Genomic DNA, 17,498 nt, shown 5'->3' on the forward strand with positions numbered 1-17,498 from the left:
AATTCAAAATTTGGAGGTATAGATTTGGACTTAGTCAAAATAGTAGAGAAAGAACTTAATTTAAATCATTTTCAGGTGGAAAATACTTTGAAATTATCTGATGATGGAGCTACAGTTCCATTTATTGCTAGATATAGAAAAGAGATGACTGGAAATCTAAATGAAGAACAAATTAGAGATGTGCTAGATAGAATAAATTATCTTAGAAATTTAGAAAAAAGAAAAGAAGAAGTATTAGTAACTATAGAGGAGCAAGGGAAATTAACAGAAGAATTAAAAACTAAAATAGTAAAAGCTATAAAGCTACAAGAAGTTGAAGATTTATATCTTCCGTATAAAAAGAAAAGGAAAACAAAAGCAGATATAGCTAAAGAACGTGGATTAGAGCCATTAGCTATATTTATGCAAAGAAAAGATATAAATATTAAAGATATAAATTCAGAATCTGAAAAATATATTAATGAAGAGATAACAACAATAGAAGAAGCATTAGACGGAGCAAAACTGATAATTGCACAAGAGATATCTGAAAATATAAAATATAGAGAATTTATTAGAGATTTAATGAGTAAAAAAGGAAAAATAATATCTTCTGTTATAGAGAAAAATAGAGAAAAAGATGAAAAAGGTGTTTATCAAGATTATTATGATTATAGTGAAAATGTAAAATATATCCCTTCACATAGAATTATGGCTGTAAATAGAGGAGAAAAAGAAAAAATAATTAGAGTAGCAATAAAATTTGATGATATATCAAGAGATAGAATTTTAAATTTCATTTTATATAATTATAAAAATATTAATTTAAAAAACTTATATGTTGATATTATAAACGATAGTTTAGATAGATTGATATTACCATCAATAGAAAGAGAAGTTAGAAATATTTTAACAGAGCAAGGAGAAAATGATTCTATAAAGATATTTCAAAAGAATTTAAAAAATTTATTAATGCAGCCGCCAATTTATGAAAAAAATATTTTAGGAATAGATCCAGGATATAGAACAGGTTGTAAAATAGTAGTAATAAATAAATTGGGATTTTTCATAAAAAGTGATGTGGTATATTTAGTTAGTGGAGATAAAAAATTAATAGAAGCAAAAGAAAAAATAAAAAAATTAATATTAGAGAATGATATTGATTTGGTTGTAATAGGAAATGGGACAGGTTCTAGAGAAACAGAAAAGCTTACTGCTGAAATTATAAGTGAAAATGATTTTGGTAAAAAAGTATATTATGTAATAGCAAATGAAGCAGGTGCTTCTGTTTATTCAGCATCTAAATTAGCAAAAGAGGAATTTCCTGATCTAGATGTTACAGAAAGAGGCGGGATTTCCATTGCAAGAAGAGTACAAGATCCATTAGCAGAATTAGTAAAAATTGATTCAAAATCAATTGGAGTAGGGATGTATCAACATGATGTAAATCAGAAAAAATTAGGAATAGCATTAGAAAATACAGTTGAAAGCGTAGTTAATGATATTGGAGTAAATTTAAATACAGCATCTTGGGCTTTGCTTAGTTTTGTTTCTGGTATTAATAAAAAAGTAGCTAAAAATATAATGGAATATAGAAATGAAAATGGAAAATTTAAGAGCAGAAAAGAGCTGAAAAAAGTAAAAGGATTAGGAGAAAAGGCATATACATTAGCAGCAGGATTTATAGTTGTACCAGAGAGTAAAAATGTTTTAGATAATACAATAATTCATCCAGAGTCATATAGTATTGCAGAAGAGATATTAAAAGATATTGATTCAAATTTAAAGGAATTCAAAAATAATACAGAGGAAGTTATAAGTAAATTAAGATCATTTGATATTAAAGGATTTATTGATAAAACTAATTATGGAGAAGAGACAGTAAAAGATATATATGCTTCGCTATTAAAGCCTAAAAGAGATCCTAGAGAAAATTTACCACAACCTCTATTAAAAGAGAATATTTTAAAAATGAGTGATCTAAAAGAGGGAATGGAATTAGAAGGAACAGTTAGAAATGTAGTTAAATTTGGCGCTTTTATAGATATAGGTTTGAAAAATGATGCATTATTGCACGTTTCAGAGATGGGAAAGAAATTTATTCAAGATGCGACATTAGAATTAGAAGTAGGAGATATTGTAAAAGTAAAAATAAAAGAATTAGATGAAAAAAGAGGAAGGGTTTCACTTACAATGAAAGGATAGGGGTCTATATGAAAAAAAAGCTCCAACTAGATTCACTTTTATTTAGGTTGTTGTCGTCAGTAAATTTAATTATAGTAATAATGGCAGTATCTATTATTATGTTATTTTTACAAACAGTTTTTTATCAACAAGAGAAAAATTTACAAAAAGAAACAGATAATTTAACAAATGGAGTAAAAATAGCATACAAAACAATAGAAAACAATTTAGAAAAAAATGTTATGTTAGCCTCACAAGCACAAGAAACATTAAGATTATTAAGAGATGGCACAGTTTTAAAAAATACATTCCCGCATTATAATAAAGAAAAAGGGACTTATTCATATACATACAAAAATATAAAAGAAGGAAACTCAAAAATTTATTTAATTAGAATGTTATCTTTTTTAAAAAATGAATTATACCAAACTCATTCTAAAGAAGATTTAAATACAATTTTATCTTTTGTAAATACAAATGGAGATGTTGAAGCTGAAATAAGAAATAGCTATTTAGGAATAGATTATTCATTAAAGGATAATAAAACATTTTTAAAAAGTTTTTTACTGAAAAGTAGAGAAAAATATTCAAATAAAAGAATGAATTTAACAGGGATAGATTATATAAAATCTCAAAATAGGTTTGTGATGCGTTCTGGAGCATTAATTGGAATAAACTATTATCATTCAGATATTTTAGGATTAGTTATAAGCAATGTTATAAATTATGATTTTTTAGAAGATATAAGGAATAGAGTCGCAAGTAAAAATAATTTCAAATTATTTATATTAAAAGATAATAAATATCTTTTTGGGGATTTTAATTTAAAGAAAGGATATGCTATTCTTTCACAGGATGAAGTTAAAGAGCATAAAAAAAATCCTCAACAAAATTTATTGGAAAATAAAATAATAGAAAAAAATAAATATGAAATAGGATATACTCCGCTATTTAATATTTCAGGAGATACAATTGGATTTATAGGAGTTGCAGTATCAAAAGAATCAATAATAGACTCTAAAATGAGGATTTTGAATTATATTATTGGATTAGGAATTATTTTTATAATAGTGACTTCATTAATTTTAGGAGCTTATATATATAAAATGATAAATCCGTTAATAGAAATGGCAGATATTTCTCAAAAAATTGCAAAAGGGGATTTTTCAAAAAGAATTAATATTAGAAATCTTAAAGGCGAGATAAAAATTTTGGGGAAATCCTATAATACAATGGTAGAACATCTTAATATTGCAATATTAAAATTAGAAGAACAAAATAAAAAGATTTTAGATACTGTGAAAAAATTAAAAGTAATAGAAAAAACATCTTCATTAATACATATAGAAAAAGATTTTTTTAAAGCTTTATATTATTTAACGACTACTTTAACTTCTGAAATTGGTCTTAGTTATAGTAGGGCAATTTATTTAGAATACAATGAAAATAAAAATGAATTTGTAGGAAAATTTTCATCGCTAAGTTTAAAACTTATTAATGAAGAATACAATAAAAAGATAGATGATGTAGATGAATTAATTTCTCAAGTTAAAAAAATGCCTAAAATAACAAATGATATGTTAGATGAAATAGCCAAATTTATAAAGATACCTTTTAATGAAAACAATTTAATAACACAGGCAATAAAGAGCAAAGAGATAGTTTATTTTAATGATAAAGCAGAAGCTCATAATCTGGGCTCAGATTTTATAAACACATTAGGAATAGAAAGATTTGCATTAGTTCCAATAGCTTATGAAAATAATATTTATGGAATTATTATAGTAGATAATTTTTCTAATGATAGATTAATAGAAAAAGATGATATTGATATATTAAAAATATTTATTAATACAATATCTATATATTTAGAAAAACAAAAACTTGAAAAAATGAGTTTGAAAAATGAGAGAGTTTATGCAATAGGGAAATTAGCAAGCTCTATAGTACATGAAATAAGGACGCCACTGGTTGGCATAAAAGGCTTTGCAGATATAATATTGAAAAAGTATAAAGGTGATACAAAAATAGAATATTATATGAATATAATAAAAAGTGAAGTTACACGATTAGATGAGTTATCAACAATGTTATTAGATTATTCTAAAAATAAAAAATATATATTTACTAAAAATAACTTAAAAGTTGTATTAGAGGAATCAATTTTAAATTTTAAAAAAGTAATAAAAAGTAATAATATAAAATTAGAATTAGATATTAGTAAAGATATTATATTTAATTTTGATAGAAATAGATTAAAACAAGTTTTTTTAAATTTAATAAAAAATAGTATAGAAGCTATTGCAGGAAATGATGGAATAATTAAAATAAAAACTAAAAAACTTGGAAAAATAGTTGAAGTAACATTTGAGGATAATGGAGTAGGAATTCCAGCTGAAAAGTTAGAAAGAATTTTTGAACCATTTGTAACAAATAAGGTACAAGGAACAGGTCTTGGATTAGCAATAGTATCAGATATAGTACAATCACATAATGGAAAAATAACAATTGAATCTGAAGAAGGAAAAGGAACAAAATTTATATTAATTTTTGAAATATACGAAGGAGGTAACAATAATAATGGATAAAAAAGATTATGGAAGTACACTAAATTTGCCGAAAACAGGATTTAAAATGAAAGCAAATTTACCTCATAAAGAGCCGGAGATATTAAAGTATTGGGAGAATGAAAAAATTTATGAAAAAAGTTTAGAAGGTAAGGAATTGGAATTCATATTACACGATGGGCCTCCATATGCTAATGGGAATATTCATATAGGTCATGCACTAAATAAAATTTTAAAAGATATTATTTTGAAATATAAAAGATTAAGAGGATATAAAGCTCCATATGTTCCTGGATGGGATACTCATGGATTGCCAATAGAATTACAAGTAACTAAAAAATTAGGGTCAAAAGTAAAAGATATGTCAGAATTAGAAATAAGAGATAAATGTAAAGATCACGCTCTTAAATTTGTAGATAAACAAAAAGAAGATTTCAAAAGATTAGGAGTGTTAGGAGAATGGGATGATCCATATTTAACTTTAAATCCTAAATTTGAAGCAAAACAATTAGAGGTATTTGCTGATCTATATGAAAATAATTATATATTTAAAGGATTAAAACCTATACATTGGTGTCCTAGTTGTCAAACAGCATTAGCAGAAGCGGAGATAGAATATCAAGATATTGGTTCTCCATCTATTTATGTAAAATTTGAAGTAAAAGATGATTTAAACAGCAAATTTAATTTAGGATTATCAGAAGATGAAAAAGTATCAGTAGTTATATGGACTACAACTCCTTGGACATTACCAGGTAATATTGCAATATCGATACATCCTAGATTTGAATATGTTTTTGTAAAAACTTCAAAAGGTATTTTAATATTAGCAAAAGGTATGTTAGAACAATCAATGGCAGAAATGGAAATAAGCGACTATGAAATTATAAAAGAGGTAATTGGAAGTGAACTGGAATATGTAAAATGTGCACATCCATTTTTAGGAAGAGACTCTTTAGTAATATTAGGAGAACATGTAACATTAGAAGCTGGTACAGGTTGTGTACATACTGCTCCTGGACATGGACAAGATGATTATGTAGTTGGTACGAAATATAAATTGCCAATAATATCACCTATAACAAATAAAGGAGTTTTAACTGAAGATGCTGGAGAATTTGCAGGGCTTTATTATTCAAAAGCAAATGTGGCAATAATAGAGCATTTAGAAAAAACAGGGCATTTATTAAAAACAAAAGAGATTGAACATTCATATCCACATTGTTGGAGATGTAAAAATCCTGTAATATTTAGGGCAACAGAACAATGGTTTGTAAAAGTTGAAGATAGTGATTTAAGAGAAAAAGCTTTAAAAGCTTTAGATGATGTAGAATTTATCCCAGAATGGGGAAGAAATAGAATTACTTCAATGGTAGAAGGAAGACCTGACTGGTGTATCTCAAGACAAAGAATTTGGGGAGTTCCAATTCCAGCATTTTATTGCGAATCTTGTAATGAAGAGATTGTATCAAAAGAAACAGTCTTAAAAGTAGCTGAAAAAGTAAAAGAAGAGGGAACTAATGCTTGGATAAAATATACTCCTGAAGAACTATTAGGAGATTTAGCTAAATGTCCTAAATGTGGTGGAACACATTTGAGAAAAGAGAGCAATATTATGGATGTTTGGTTTGATTCTGGATCAAGTCATAGAGCGGTATTAGAAGTTAGAGATAATTTAAAATGGCCTGCTGATCTATATTTAGAAGGAAGTGACCAACATAGAGGATGGTTCCAAACTTCATTATTGACTTCTGTTGGGACAAAAGGCGCTGCACCATATAAAAAAGTTCTTACTCATGGATTTGTAAACGATGGAAAAGGGCTGAAAATGAGTAAATCAACAGGTAATGTTGTTGCACCACAGGAAATAATTAATAAATATGGCTCTGATATATTGAGATTATGGTGTGCTTCAGTTGATTATAGAGATGATGTTAGAATCTCTGATAATATATTAAAACAAATGGCAGAATCTTATAGAAGAATTAGAAATACTGCAAGATATATTTTAGGAAATATTAATGATTTTGAGCCTAGTACAGATAAAGTTGAATATTCTAATATGCCAGAAATCGATAAATGGGCATTGAATAAACTTGAAAGATTAAAAAGAAAAGTTACAGAAAATTATGAAAAATATGAATTTTATAATTTATTTTATGACATTCATTATTTTGCATCAGTATATATGAGCTCGTTCTATTTAGATATATTAAAAGATAGATTGTATGTATCATCTAAAAATTCAGAAGCAAGAAGAGCAGCTCAAACAGTGATGTTTGAAATATTAACTACATTAACTAAATTGATTTCTCCTGTATTAACATTTACAGCAGAAGAAATCTGGAAAATATTGCCAGAAAATCTTAAAGAAAAAGAGAGTATATTACTTGAAGATTGGATTACAGAAAATGATATATATTTAAATGATGAACTAGATGAAAAATGGGAAAAATTAATAGAATTAAGAGGAAGTGTAAATAAAGTATTAGAAGCAGCAAGAAGAGATAAAGTAATAGGACATTCACTTAATGCAGAAGTTATACTATATAGTGATGATGAAAAATATAAAGAACTTCTAAAAGAAAATTATGATAGATTAGAAGATATATTTATAGTTTCAAAGGTTACTATAGTAGAATCAAAAATTGAAGGAATGACAAAAACAGAAGAAATAGAAAATTTATATGTTAAAGCAGATAAAGCCCCAGGAGAGAAATGTGAAAGATGTTGGAAATATTCTGAAGAATTAGGAAAAGATGAAGAACATCCAACGTTATGTCCAAGATGTACAGATGTTATTAATGAAGGGTAATTCATTAGACAGGTAAAATTGTTTTTAGAGTAAGGGCAATTCATGAATTGCCCCTACTTGAGATAATGCAATTAATAGAATAGAATTAATTAAAAAATATAAAATATAGAAGGTGAAAAATGATTGTAAATGTTATTTTTATAATTTTAGCAGTATTATTAGATCAAATTACAAAATTTTTTGTTTTAACAAAAATGAAACCTGGAGAGTCTATTCCGATTATTAAAAATTTTTTTCACATAACATTTGTACAAAATAAAGGAGTAGCTTTTGGAATGCTTTATGGACATGTAGGGGTTTTGGTTTTTGTTGGATTAATTGCAATTGTTGGAATTATATTATATTTTCATAAAAAAGGTGAAGAATATTCTATACTTTCAAGGATAGGTTTTATATTCATAATGAGTGGAGCTATTGGGAATTTTATAGATAGAGTATTTAGAGGCTTTGTAATAGATTTTATTGATTTTAGAGGTATATGGGTCTATATATTTAATTTAGCAGATGTATGGATAAATATTGGAGTATTTTTTATATTAATAGAATATTTTTTCGAAAAAGAAAAAGCAGAGAAGGAGGAAAGTAAATGACTTTTCAAGAAATGATACTTGCTCTTCAAAAATATTGGAATAGCCAAGGATGTATAATTGGGAATCCATATGATATAGAAACAGGAGCAGGAACTTTTAATCCAAATACATTTTTAATGTCACTTGGACCAGAACCATGGAATGCAGCATATGTAGAACCTTCACGTAGACCAAAAGATGGAAGATATGGTGAAAATCCAAATAGGGTTTATCAACATCATCAATTTCAAGTAATAATGAAGCCGTCGCCAGATAATATTCAAGATTTATATTTAGAAAGTTTAAGAGTATTAGGGATTGTTCCAGAAGAACATGATATTAGATTTGTGGAAGATGACTGGGAATCGCCAACATTAGGAGCTTGGGGACTTGGATGGGAAGTATGGTTAGATGGAATGGAAATAACTCAATTTACATATTTTCAACAAGTTGGAGGATTAGAATTAGATTTAATTCCAGTAGAAATTACATACGGTTTAGAAAGGCTAGCTTTATATATTCAAGAAAAAGATAGTGTTTATGATCTTTTGTGGACAGACAATGTGAAATATGGAGATATGAGATTTCAAAGTGAACTTGAATTTTCAAGATATAGTTTTGAAGTTGCAACTTTAGAATCACATTTTAAATGGTTTGATATGTATGAAGAGGAAGCTTTAAAATGTTTAGATAATAGTTTAGTATTACCAGCATATGATTATGTTTTAAAATGTTCGCATGCTTTTAACGTGCTAGACTCGAGAGGGGCAATTAGTACAACTGAAAGAATGAGCTATATTCTAAAAGTTAGAAATTTAGCAAAAAGATGTGCTGAAATTTTTGTAGAAGAAAGGGAAAAATTAGGTCATCCTCTTTTAGGAACGGATTAAAAATAACCTTATAATTTTATTAGAAATATAAGAACTTATTTTTTAAACGTTCTAAAAAAATAGTAATTGCCATGAAAGGAGAGAAAACAGTTGGAAATTTTATTAGAAATTGGAGTGGAAGAATTACCAGCAAGATTTTTACAACCAGCATTAAAAAATTTAAAAAATATATTGCAAAAAGATTTAAAAAATTCAAGAATAAAATTTGAAGAGATATTAACATATGGAACGCCAAGAAGATTAATTTTAAATGTAAAAGGTGTTTCTGATATGCAAGAAGATTTAAGTGGAACAAGTATAGGACCGTCAAAAAAAGTTGCATATGATAATTTAGGTGAACCAACAAAAGCAGCAATTGGATTTGCTAAATCACAAGGAATAGATATAATTGATTTACAAATTGTAAAAACTGAAAAAGGTGAATATATTGCAGCTCAAAAATTTGAAAAAGGAAAAAGTACATTAGAGCTTTTACCAGAAATACTAAAAAATACAATACTTAATTTGAATTTTTCAAAATCTATGAGATGGGGAGAAAAAAAATTAAAATTTGCCAGACCTTTAAGATGGATATTGGCATTAGCTGATTCAAAGCTTATAAATTTTGAAATTGAAAATATAAAAACTGAAAAACTAAGTTATGGTCATAGATTTTTTGGAGCAAAATCTTTTGAAGTGGAAGATATACAAGATTATTTTAACAAATTAGAAGAAAATTATGTTATTTATGATATAGAAAAAAGAAAAAACAAAATTTTAGAAAGTATAAAAGATAAATGTTCTACTGTAGGAGAAAAAGTTTTAATTGATGATGAACTATTAAATGAAGTTACAAATTTAATAGAATATCCATATCCAATAATAGGAACATTTAATGCAGAATTTTTAGAAGTTCCACAAGAAGTTTTGATTATAACAATGCAAACTCATCAAAGATATTTTCCTGTATTGGATAATGAAGGGAAATTATTACCTAAGTTTGTATTAATTCGTAATGGAATAGAAAATTCTGAGAATGTAAAAAAAGGTAATGAAAAAGTTTTAAGTGCAAGATTGTCTGATGCGAGATTTTTCTATTATGAAGACTTGAAAAAATCATTAGATGAAAATGTAGAGAAATTAAAAACAGTTGTTTTTCAAAAAGATTTAGGAACAATTTATGATAAAATAGAAAGAACTGAAGAGATAGCAGAACAACTGATAAAAGCATTAAATATTGATGATAAAAAAAGTGATATATTAAGAACTATTCATTTAGCAAAATCTGATTTAGTTACTAATATGATTTCTGAAAAAGAATATACAAAACTTCAGGGATTTATGGGAATGAAATATGCAGAGAAAGCTGGAGAAAAAGATACAGTAGCGAAAGGTATATTTGAGCATTATTTACCAAGATATCAAGGAGATATTCTTCCTGAAACTACTGAAGGAATTATTGCATCTATTTCAGATAAGATTGATACAATAGTTGGGTGCTTTGGAGTAGGTCTTATACCAAGTGGATCACAAGATCCTTATGCATTAAGAAGAGCAGCACTGGGGATTGTAAACATAATATTAAATAGCAATTTGAATATCTCTATTTTAGATATTATAAATACTTCTTTAAATATATATGAAGAGAAAAATATATTAAAATCAGATAAAAAAGAGATTTTTGAAAATTTAAAAGGATTTTTTAAAAATAGAGTTATAAATGTACTAGTAGATATGGGATATAGAAAGGATATTGTCACATCAGTTGTAGAAATTGATTTTGATAATATTTATGAAACAAAAGAAAAAATAGAAGTTTTAACGAAAGTTTCAAAAGAAGAGGATTTTGAAGATATAGTTCTTTTGATAAAAAGAGTTAAAAATATATTAAAAGATTTTAAAATTGTAGATATTTCAACTGAACTTTTTGAAAAAGAAGAAGAAAAGGAGTTATATGATTTCGCAATATCTTTAGAAGAGAGAAATAGAACAAATTTAATAGATAAAAATTATGAAAAATATTTTATGGATATTCTTTCTGGGAAAAATATAATAAACAATTATTTTGATAATGTAATGGTTATGGATAAAAAAGAAGATATAAAAAACAATAGAATATCATTGTTAAAAAAATTAGATGATTTGTTTAGTAAAGTTGCACAAATTAAAGATATAAATTAACTATAAAAAGTAGAAACAGAGAAAGCTAAAGTTTTCTCTGTTTTTACTTTTTGTATAAAGATATAAACTTATTATATATAGGCTATAATTAGAAAAGCCCTGATATACTTGTAAAAAACAAGAAATTTTGATATAATATAAGTATCAAAATGAAGAGGTGTTTATATAATGAGTATATTGGATGGATTGAATGAAGAGCAACGAATGGCAGCAGAAACATTAGATGGACCTGTTTTGATTTTAGCAGGAGCAGGAAGTGGAAAAACTAGGACAATAACATATAGAGTTGCACATATGATAAAAGAAAAAAATATATCTCCATATGATATTCTAGCGGTAACATTTACTAATAAAGCAGCAAAAGAGATGCGAGAAAGGGTAGAATCTTTAGTTGGAGAAGATTCTGGAAAAATTCAAATTTCGACATTTCATGCTTTTGGTGTGAAATTACTTAGAATTTATGGAAAACACGTTGGATATGATAGCAATTTTAATATTTATGATTCTGATGATCAAAAGAGAGTTATAAAAAGTATATTAAAGAAATTAAATATGGATAACGATGGATTGAAACCATCAGCAATATTATCTAAAATATCAAAATTAAAAGAAGAAGGGATATTCCCTTTAGAATATGAAAAAATGGCAATTGATTATTATAGTAAAAAAATATTATCAATTTATATAGAATATCAAAAAGCATTAAAAGAAAATAACGCATTTGATTTTTCTGATATCTTGGTATACACAAATGAGTTATTAAATAACAAAGAAATATTAGAAAAATTGCAAAATAGATACAAATATATTATGGTAGATGAATATCAAGATACAAATAAAACACAATATAATATTATAACAAAAATTGCTGCTAAAAATAAAAATTTATGCGTAGTTGGAGATGAAGATCAAAGCATTTATGGATTTAGAGGAGCAGACATAAGAAATATATTAAATTTTGAAAAGGATTATAAAGACGCAACAGTTATTAAGTTAGAAAAAAATTATAGATCTACAAATATAATATTAAGTACTGCAAATGCTTTAATAAAAAATAATGAAACTTCAAGAGGAAAAAACCTTTGGACAGATAGAGAAGGCGGAGAATTAATTTCTGTATATGAAGCAGAAACTGCAGGAGAAGAAGCATATCATGTATCTAATGAAATAAAAAAAATAGTTGATGTGGTAGGTGGATATAAAAATATTGCAATATTATATAGAACAAATGCTCAATCAAGACTATTTGAAGAATCATTTATAAAAGCTAAAATACCATATAAAATTTTTGGTGGAGTTCAATTTTATCAAAGAAAAGAGATAAAAGATATAATATCTTATTTGAATGTGGTAAATAATACAGCTGACAATTTTAGTATTAGAAGAATTATAAATGTTCCTTCAAGAGGTATTGGAGAAAAAACAATTAAAAGATTGGAAGAATATAGAGAAGATATGAATGTACCTCTATTTTATGCAATAAAAAATGTGGATAATATTTCAACAATAACTCCAAAAGCAAGAATTGCATTAAAAAAACTTTATTCTATATTCGAAGATTTAATAAATTTATCTAAAGAAGAGACAGTTACTGATTTAATAGATACTTTATTAGAAAGAACAAAAATTTTAGATACTTTTAAATTAAATAATGAAGATGAAAGAGTTAAAAATATATATGAATTAAGAAATGGTATTCAAGAATTAGAAAAAGAAAATGGATATATTGGATTAGGAGATTATCTTGAAAATATAGCGTTGTCTGCAAATACAGATAATATGGATGAAAGTGATGACTATGTCAAATTAATGACTGTACACAATTCAAAAGGGTTAGAGTTCCCTGTTATCTTTATGGTTGGGGCAGAGGAAGAACTATTTCCATCTTTAAGAGAAAATACAGAAGAAGAGCTAGAAGAGGAAAGAAGGCTTTGTTATGTGGCAGTAACTAGAGCAAAAGATAGATTATATATAACTTACTCTAGGACAAGAGCCACTTTTGGAAATTCAAGCTTTATGAGAGTTCCATCTAGATTTATAGGAGAAATGCCAGAGAAAAATCTAAATAATGAAAAAGTATATATGAATTCTAATGGATATAAAAATGATAGTACAAAAGTTGCTTCTGAATTAAATGCTAAGATAGAAAAGAATAAGAAAAAGAAGAAAAAATTTAAAGGTGATTATGCTGTTGGAGATTACGTTATTCATAAAAAATTTGGAGAAGGAAAAGTAAAAGGAATAGATATAAATAGAGTTGATATATATTTTCCAGGACATGGAGATAAGAAATTTCCAACAAAAATAGCTTCCAAATTTTTATCAAAATCTTAGGAGGTAATATGGGGAATAAAAGAAAAACTATAATGAAAGAAGTTAAATATGAAGGGATAGGTCTTCATAAAGGGCAAAATATAAAATTAAGACTTTTGCCAGCAGAATCTAAATCTGGAATTATTTTCAGAAGAGTTGATGTAGAAAAAGATAATGAAATTGAATTAAAATTAGAAAATGTATTTAATCCCACAAGAGGAACAAATATTATAAATAAAAAAGGAGTGGCTGTATATACAATTGAGCATTTTTTATCAGCATTATATGTCTATGGAATAACAGATATTTTTGTGGAAATAGATGGGAATGAAATGCCAATAGGAGATGGAAGTGCATTTCCTTTTATAGAGCTAGTAGATATTGCTGGAATAAAGGAATATAATGAAGATGCGGAAGTGATAGAAATATTAGAACCGGTATATATTGCAGAAGAAGATAAATATATAGTAGGATTGCCACATGGAGATTATAAAATAACTTATGCAGTAAATTATAATCATAGTTATCTGAAATCTCAATTAGTTGAATTTGAGATAAATAAAGAAACTTTTAAAAATGATATTGCAAGAGCCAGAACTTTTGGATTTGATTATGAACTTGAGTATTTGAAATCAAATAATTTAGCATTAGGTGGGACTTTAGAAAATGCAATAGTTGTAACTAATGATGGAGTCTTAAATCCAGAAGGGTTAAGATTTGAAGATGAATTTGTTAGACATAAAGTCTTAGATTTAGTAGGAGATTTAAAAATATTAAATAAAACAATAAAAGGACATATAATAGCAATAAAAGCAGGACATGCTTTAGATATGAAATTTGCTAAAAAACTTTCAAATATAATAGGAGGAGATACAAAATGATGGATGTTATGGAAATAATGGAGGTTTTGCCTCACAGATACCCTTTTTTATTAGTAGATAGGGTATTGGAAGTAGTACCAAATGAAAAAATTATTGCAATAAAAAATGTTACTATTAACGAAGGGTTTTTCCAAGGACATTTTCCTGGTCATCCAATAATGCCTGGAGTGTTAATAGTAGAAGCAATGGCTCAAGCAACAGGAGCTTTAATGATGGAAAAAGGTTCAGATAAAGTTCCTTATTTTATGGCTATTGAAAATGCAAAATTTAGAGCACCAGTAAGACCGGGGGATCAATTAAGATTTGAATGCTCTATAATAAAGGTGAAAGGAAAAATATTGAAAGCAAAAGGAATAGCTACAGTTGATGGGAAAAAAGCAGCGGAAGCAACTTTAATGTTTTCAATAATGGATAAGTAGGTGATATAAATGAGAATACATCCAACGGCAATAATTGCCAAGAATGCTAAAATAGATGAAAGCGTAAGTGTAGGAGCATATAGTGTTATTGGTGATAGCGTTGTAATAAAAAAAGGAACTAAAATTTCAGAACATGTTGTTATCTCAGGAGATACTTTAATTGGAGAAAATAATGAAATTTTTCCTTTTGCCTCAATTGGGCAAGCTCCACAAGATTTAAAATATGATGGAGAAAATACTAAATTAATTATAGGAAATAATAATAAAATAAGAGAATTTGTAACTATTAACAAAGGAACTATTGCATCAGGAAAAACAGTTATTGGAGATAATAATCTGTTTATGGCATATGTTCATATTGCTCATGACTGTATTGTTGGAAATAATTGTATTTTTGCAAATGCTGCTACGTTAGGCGGCCATGCTGAAATTGATGATTATGTGGTTATAGGTGGTCTAAGTGGAGTTCATCAATTTGTAAAAATAGGTGCAAATGTTATGATCGGAGCTACTTCAGCAATAGTAAAAGATGTTTTACCATATGTAACAATAAAAGGTAGTGAAAATCCAAAAATTAGAGGTTTAAATTTAATTGGATTGAAAAGAAGAGGAATTAGTAATGAAGATATAAAGAGTATAAAAGAAGCTTATAAAATGATTTATATGGGTAAAAAAACTTTGAAAGATTTATTAGTTGAATTAGAAGAAAAATATGAAGGAAATGAATATATAAAATATCTAATAAATTTTGCGAGAAAATCAGAAAGGGGAATTTATAGATAATGGAAAAAATAGGAATTTTAGTAGGAAATGGAAATCTACCATATTTTTTTTATAAAGCTGCAATTAAATCTGGATATGATGTGTATCCAATTGGATTATTTGATAGTGTAAGTTCTAAATTAAAAAAAGCCCCTAATTATATTCAAATTAATATAGGAGAATTAGGGAAATTATTAAGTTATCTGTTATTAAATAAAGTAGATAAATTGATAATGCTTGGTAAAGTTGAAAAAAGTATAATTTATCAAGATTTAAAATTAGATGAAATGTTTCAAAATTTAATTTCAAAATTACCTGACAGAAAAGATGAAACACTTGTATTTGGAATTATGGCTATATTAAAAGAAAATGGTATTGATATTTTGCCACAAAATTTTTTATTAAATCATTTTGTAGCAGAAGAAAAACAATATACAACTTTAGGTATAGAAAATGAAGATGATAAAAAAAGCATTGAAATAGGAATAGAAGCTGCTAAAACATTGGGGAAACTTGATGTAGGGCAAACAGTTGTTGTGAATAAAAAAGCTGTAGTAGCTCTTGAAGCAATAGAAGGAACTGATGAGACAATAAAAAGAGCTGGAGTCTTCTCTGGAAATAATTGTATAATAGTAAAAACTTCTAGACCACAACAAGATATGAGGGTAGATGTTCCTGCAATTGGTCTTAATACTCTTGAAGAAGCTATAAAAATAAAAGCAAAAGGTATTGTGATAGAAGCTGGGAAAGTGTTAATTTTAGATAAAGAGAAATTAATAAAAAAGGCTAATGAAAATAATATGTTTATAGTAGGAGTTGTTATTTAATGAATTTTTTTGTATCAGCAGGAGAAATTTCTGGAGATATTCATTTATCATATTTGGTAGAAGAGATAAAAAAAATTAATTTAAATACTAAATTTTATGGAATGTGTGGAAAATATTCTGAAAAAGTTGGAGTAAATATTGTCGAGAATATCGACAATATTTCTATTATGGGGTTTGTAGATGTAATTTTTAAATATAAAGAGTTAAAAAAAAGATTAAATAGATTTATAAATTTTATTGATGAAAATAATATTAAAAATATTATTTTAGTTGATTATGGTGGATTTAATTTAGCTCTCCTAAAGAAACTAAAAGAAAGAGAAAAATCAACAAAAAAAAAGTATAAAGTTTTTTATTATATTCCTCCTAAACTATGGGTTTGGGGAGAAAAAAGAATAAAAAAACTTAATTTAGCTGATTTTATATTATCTATTTTACCTTGGGAAGAGGAGTTTTATAAAAAACATAATAGAGAAATAGTATATTATGGGAATCCATTAGTAGATAAATTTAAATTTAATTATAATAAAAATGCTGATAAAATATTATTGTTACCAGGAAGTAGAAAGCAAGAAATTGTTTCTTTACTTCCTGAAATGCTAAAAATAGTAAAAATAAATAGTGAAAAAAAATTCATATTAAAATTGGCCAATAAAGAAAGTTTAGATTGGATAGAAATACCAAAATATGATAATTTAGAAATAGTTATAGATGTAACTTTAATGGATGTTAGCAGAGATATAAAATTTGCAATTGCTGCATCTGGAACAGTTACTTTAGAACTAGCTTTGATAGGGATTCCAACTATAGTTGGTTATAAAATATCTATTTTAAATGAAATTATAGCAAAACTATTAATAGATTATAAATATGTTTCATTGCCAAATATAACTTTAGATAAAGAAATTTTTCCAGAACTATTACAAAATAAATTTAATGTTAAAAATATAGAAAAAAGTATAGAATATATAGAAAATAATATAGAAAATATATTGGATGATTTAAAAAGTGTAAGAGAAAAATTAGGTAAAAGAGATATAGTAAAAAAATATGCTAAATTTATAATTGGAAAAATTGATTAGAATATGATTCTTATTTAGGAATGGATTAAAAATAATAAAATATAAGAAAC

General features: G+C 26.2%; 12 protein-coding genes. All 12 read left to right on the plus strand.

Annotated elements, in window-relative coordinates:
* Nucleotides 1-24: 24 nt before the first annotated feature.
* The 12 genes from RDY08_RS04650 (at nucleotide 25) to lpxB (ending at nucleotide 17,448) form a co-directional block, all read left to right on the plus strand.
* Entirely contained in the window at nucleotides 25-2,184 is a 2,160-nt protein-coding gene (locus RDY08_RS04650; protein ID WP_307905267.1) for a Tex family protein, read from the plus strand.
* An 8-nt stretch (nucleotides 2,185-2,192) separates the two neighbouring features.
* Nucleotides 2,193-4,751 carry an ATP-binding protein gene (locus tag RDY08_RS04655; RefSeq protein WP_307905268.1) on the plus strand — a complete coding sequence of 853 codons (2,559 nt, stop codon included), beginning with the start codon at nucleotides 2,193-2,195 and terminating at the stop codon, nucleotides 4,749-4,751.
* Nucleotides 4,744-7,545, plus strand: a complete 2,802-nt coding sequence (ileS, locus tag RDY08_RS04660) for an isoleucine--tRNA ligase (RefSeq protein ID WP_307905269.1) — start codon at nucleotides 4,744-4,746, stop codon at nucleotides 7,543-7,545. The genes RDY08_RS04655 and ileS overlap by 8 nt, the downstream gene beginning before the upstream one ends.
* Nucleotides 7,546-7,664: 119 nt before the next feature.
* Entirely contained in the window at nucleotides 7,665-8,135 is a 471-nt protein-coding gene (gene lspA / locus RDY08_RS04665; protein WP_307905270.1) for a signal peptidase II, read from the plus strand.
* Nucleotides 8,132-9,004, plus strand: coding sequence for a glycine--tRNA ligase subunit alpha (glyQ, locus tag RDY08_RS04670; RefSeq protein ID WP_307905271.1), 873 nt, complete (start codon nucleotides 8,132-8,134; stop codon nucleotides 9,002-9,004). Before lspA ends, glyQ begins: the two co-directional genes overlap by 4 nt.
* Before the next feature lie 90 nt (nucleotides 9,005-9,094).
* Nucleotides 9,095-11,164, plus strand: a complete 2,070-nt coding sequence (gene glyS / locus RDY08_RS04675) for a glycine--tRNA ligase subunit beta (RefSeq protein ID WP_307905272.1) — start codon at nucleotides 9,095-9,097, stop codon at nucleotides 11,162-11,164.
* 168 nt (nucleotides 11,165-11,332) lie between these two features.
* Nucleotides 11,333-13,498, plus strand: a complete 2,166-nt coding sequence (locus RDY08_RS04680) for an ATP-dependent helicase (RefSeq protein ID WP_307905273.1) — start codon at nucleotides 11,333-11,335, stop codon at nucleotides 13,496-13,498.
* 8 nt (nucleotides 13,499-13,506) lie between these two features.
* Nucleotides 13,507-14,358: a UDP-3-O-acyl-N-acetylglucosamine deacetylase gene (lpxC, locus tag RDY08_RS04685; protein ID WP_307905274.1), complete on the plus strand. Its 852-nt coding sequence runs from the start codon at nucleotides 13,507-13,509 to the stop codon at nucleotides 14,356-14,358.
* The gene (gene fabZ, locus RDY08_RS04690; RefSeq protein ID WP_307905275.1) at nucleotides 14,355-14,777 is read left to right on the plus strand and encodes a 3-hydroxyacyl-ACP dehydratase FabZ; all 423 of its coding nucleotides are present in this window, start codon (nucleotides 14,355-14,357) and stop codon (nucleotides 14,775-14,777) included. The genes lpxC and fabZ overlap by 4 nt, the downstream gene beginning before the upstream one ends.
* Nucleotides 14,778-14,786: 9 nt before the next feature.
* Entirely contained in the window at nucleotides 14,787-15,560 is a 774-nt protein-coding gene (gene lpxA / locus RDY08_RS04695) for an acyl-ACP--UDP-N-acetylglucosamine O-acyltransferase (protein WP_307905276.1), read from the plus strand.
* Nucleotides 15,560-16,366, plus strand: coding sequence for an LpxI family protein (locus tag RDY08_RS04700; protein ID WP_307905277.1), 807 nt, complete (start codon nucleotides 15,560-15,562; stop codon nucleotides 16,364-16,366). The genes lpxA and RDY08_RS04700 overlap by 1 nt, the downstream gene beginning before the upstream one ends.
* On the plus strand, nucleotides 16,366-17,448 hold the full coding sequence (gene lpxB, locus RDY08_RS04705) for a lipid-A-disaccharide synthase (RefSeq protein ID WP_307905278.1): 1,083 nt from the start codon (nucleotides 16,366-16,368) through the stop codon (nucleotides 17,446-17,448). Before RDY08_RS04700 ends, lpxB begins: the two co-directional genes overlap by 1 nt.
* Nucleotides 17,449-17,498 lie beyond the last annotated feature (50 nt).

It is taken from the genome of Haliovirga abyssi, from assembly GCF_030295325.1.
GTDB classification, from domain to species: domain Bacteria; phylum Fusobacteriota; class Fusobacteriia; order Fusobacteriales; family Haliovirgaceae; genus Haliovirga; species Haliovirga abyssi.

Excerpts from the sequence above, each read along its gene's own strand:
- RDY08_RS04700 (WP_307905277.1), top strand. The coding sequence starts at position 15,560 with ATGGAAAAAATAGGAATTTTAGTAGGAAATGGAAATCTACCATATTTT.
- fabZ (WP_307905275.1), top strand. The coding sequence starts at position 14,355 with ATGATGGATGTTATGGAAATAATGGAGGTTTTGCCTCACAGATACCCT.
- RDY08_RS04655 (WP_307905268.1), top strand. The coding sequence starts at position 2,193 with ATGAAAAAAAAGCTCCAACTAGATTCACTTTTATTTAGGTTGTTGTCG.
- glyQ (WP_307905271.1), top strand. The coding sequence starts at position 8,132 with ATGACTTTTCAAGAAATGATACTTGCTCTTCAAAAATATTGGAATAGC.
- lspA (WP_307905270.1), top strand. The coding sequence starts at position 7,665 with ATGATTGTAAATGTTATTTTTATAATTTTAGCAGTATTATTAGATCAA.
- RDY08_RS04680 (WP_307905273.1), top strand. The coding sequence starts at position 11,333 with ATGAGTATATTGGATGGATTGAATGAAGAGCAACGAATGGCAGCAGAA.
- lpxA (WP_307905276.1), top strand. The coding sequence starts at position 14,787 with ATGAGAATACATCCAACGGCAATAATTGCCAAGAATGCTAAAATAGAT.
- lpxB (WP_307905278.1), top strand. The coding sequence starts at position 16,366 with ATGAATTTTTTTGTATCAGCAGGAGAAATTTCTGGAGATATTCATTTA.
- lpxC (WP_307905274.1), top strand. The coding sequence starts at position 13,507 with ATGGGGAATAAAAGAAAAACTATAATGAAAGAAGTTAAATATGAAGGG.
- ileS (WP_307905269.1), top strand. The coding sequence starts at position 4,744 with ATGGATAAAAAAGATTATGGAAGTACACTAAATTTGCCGAAAACAGGA.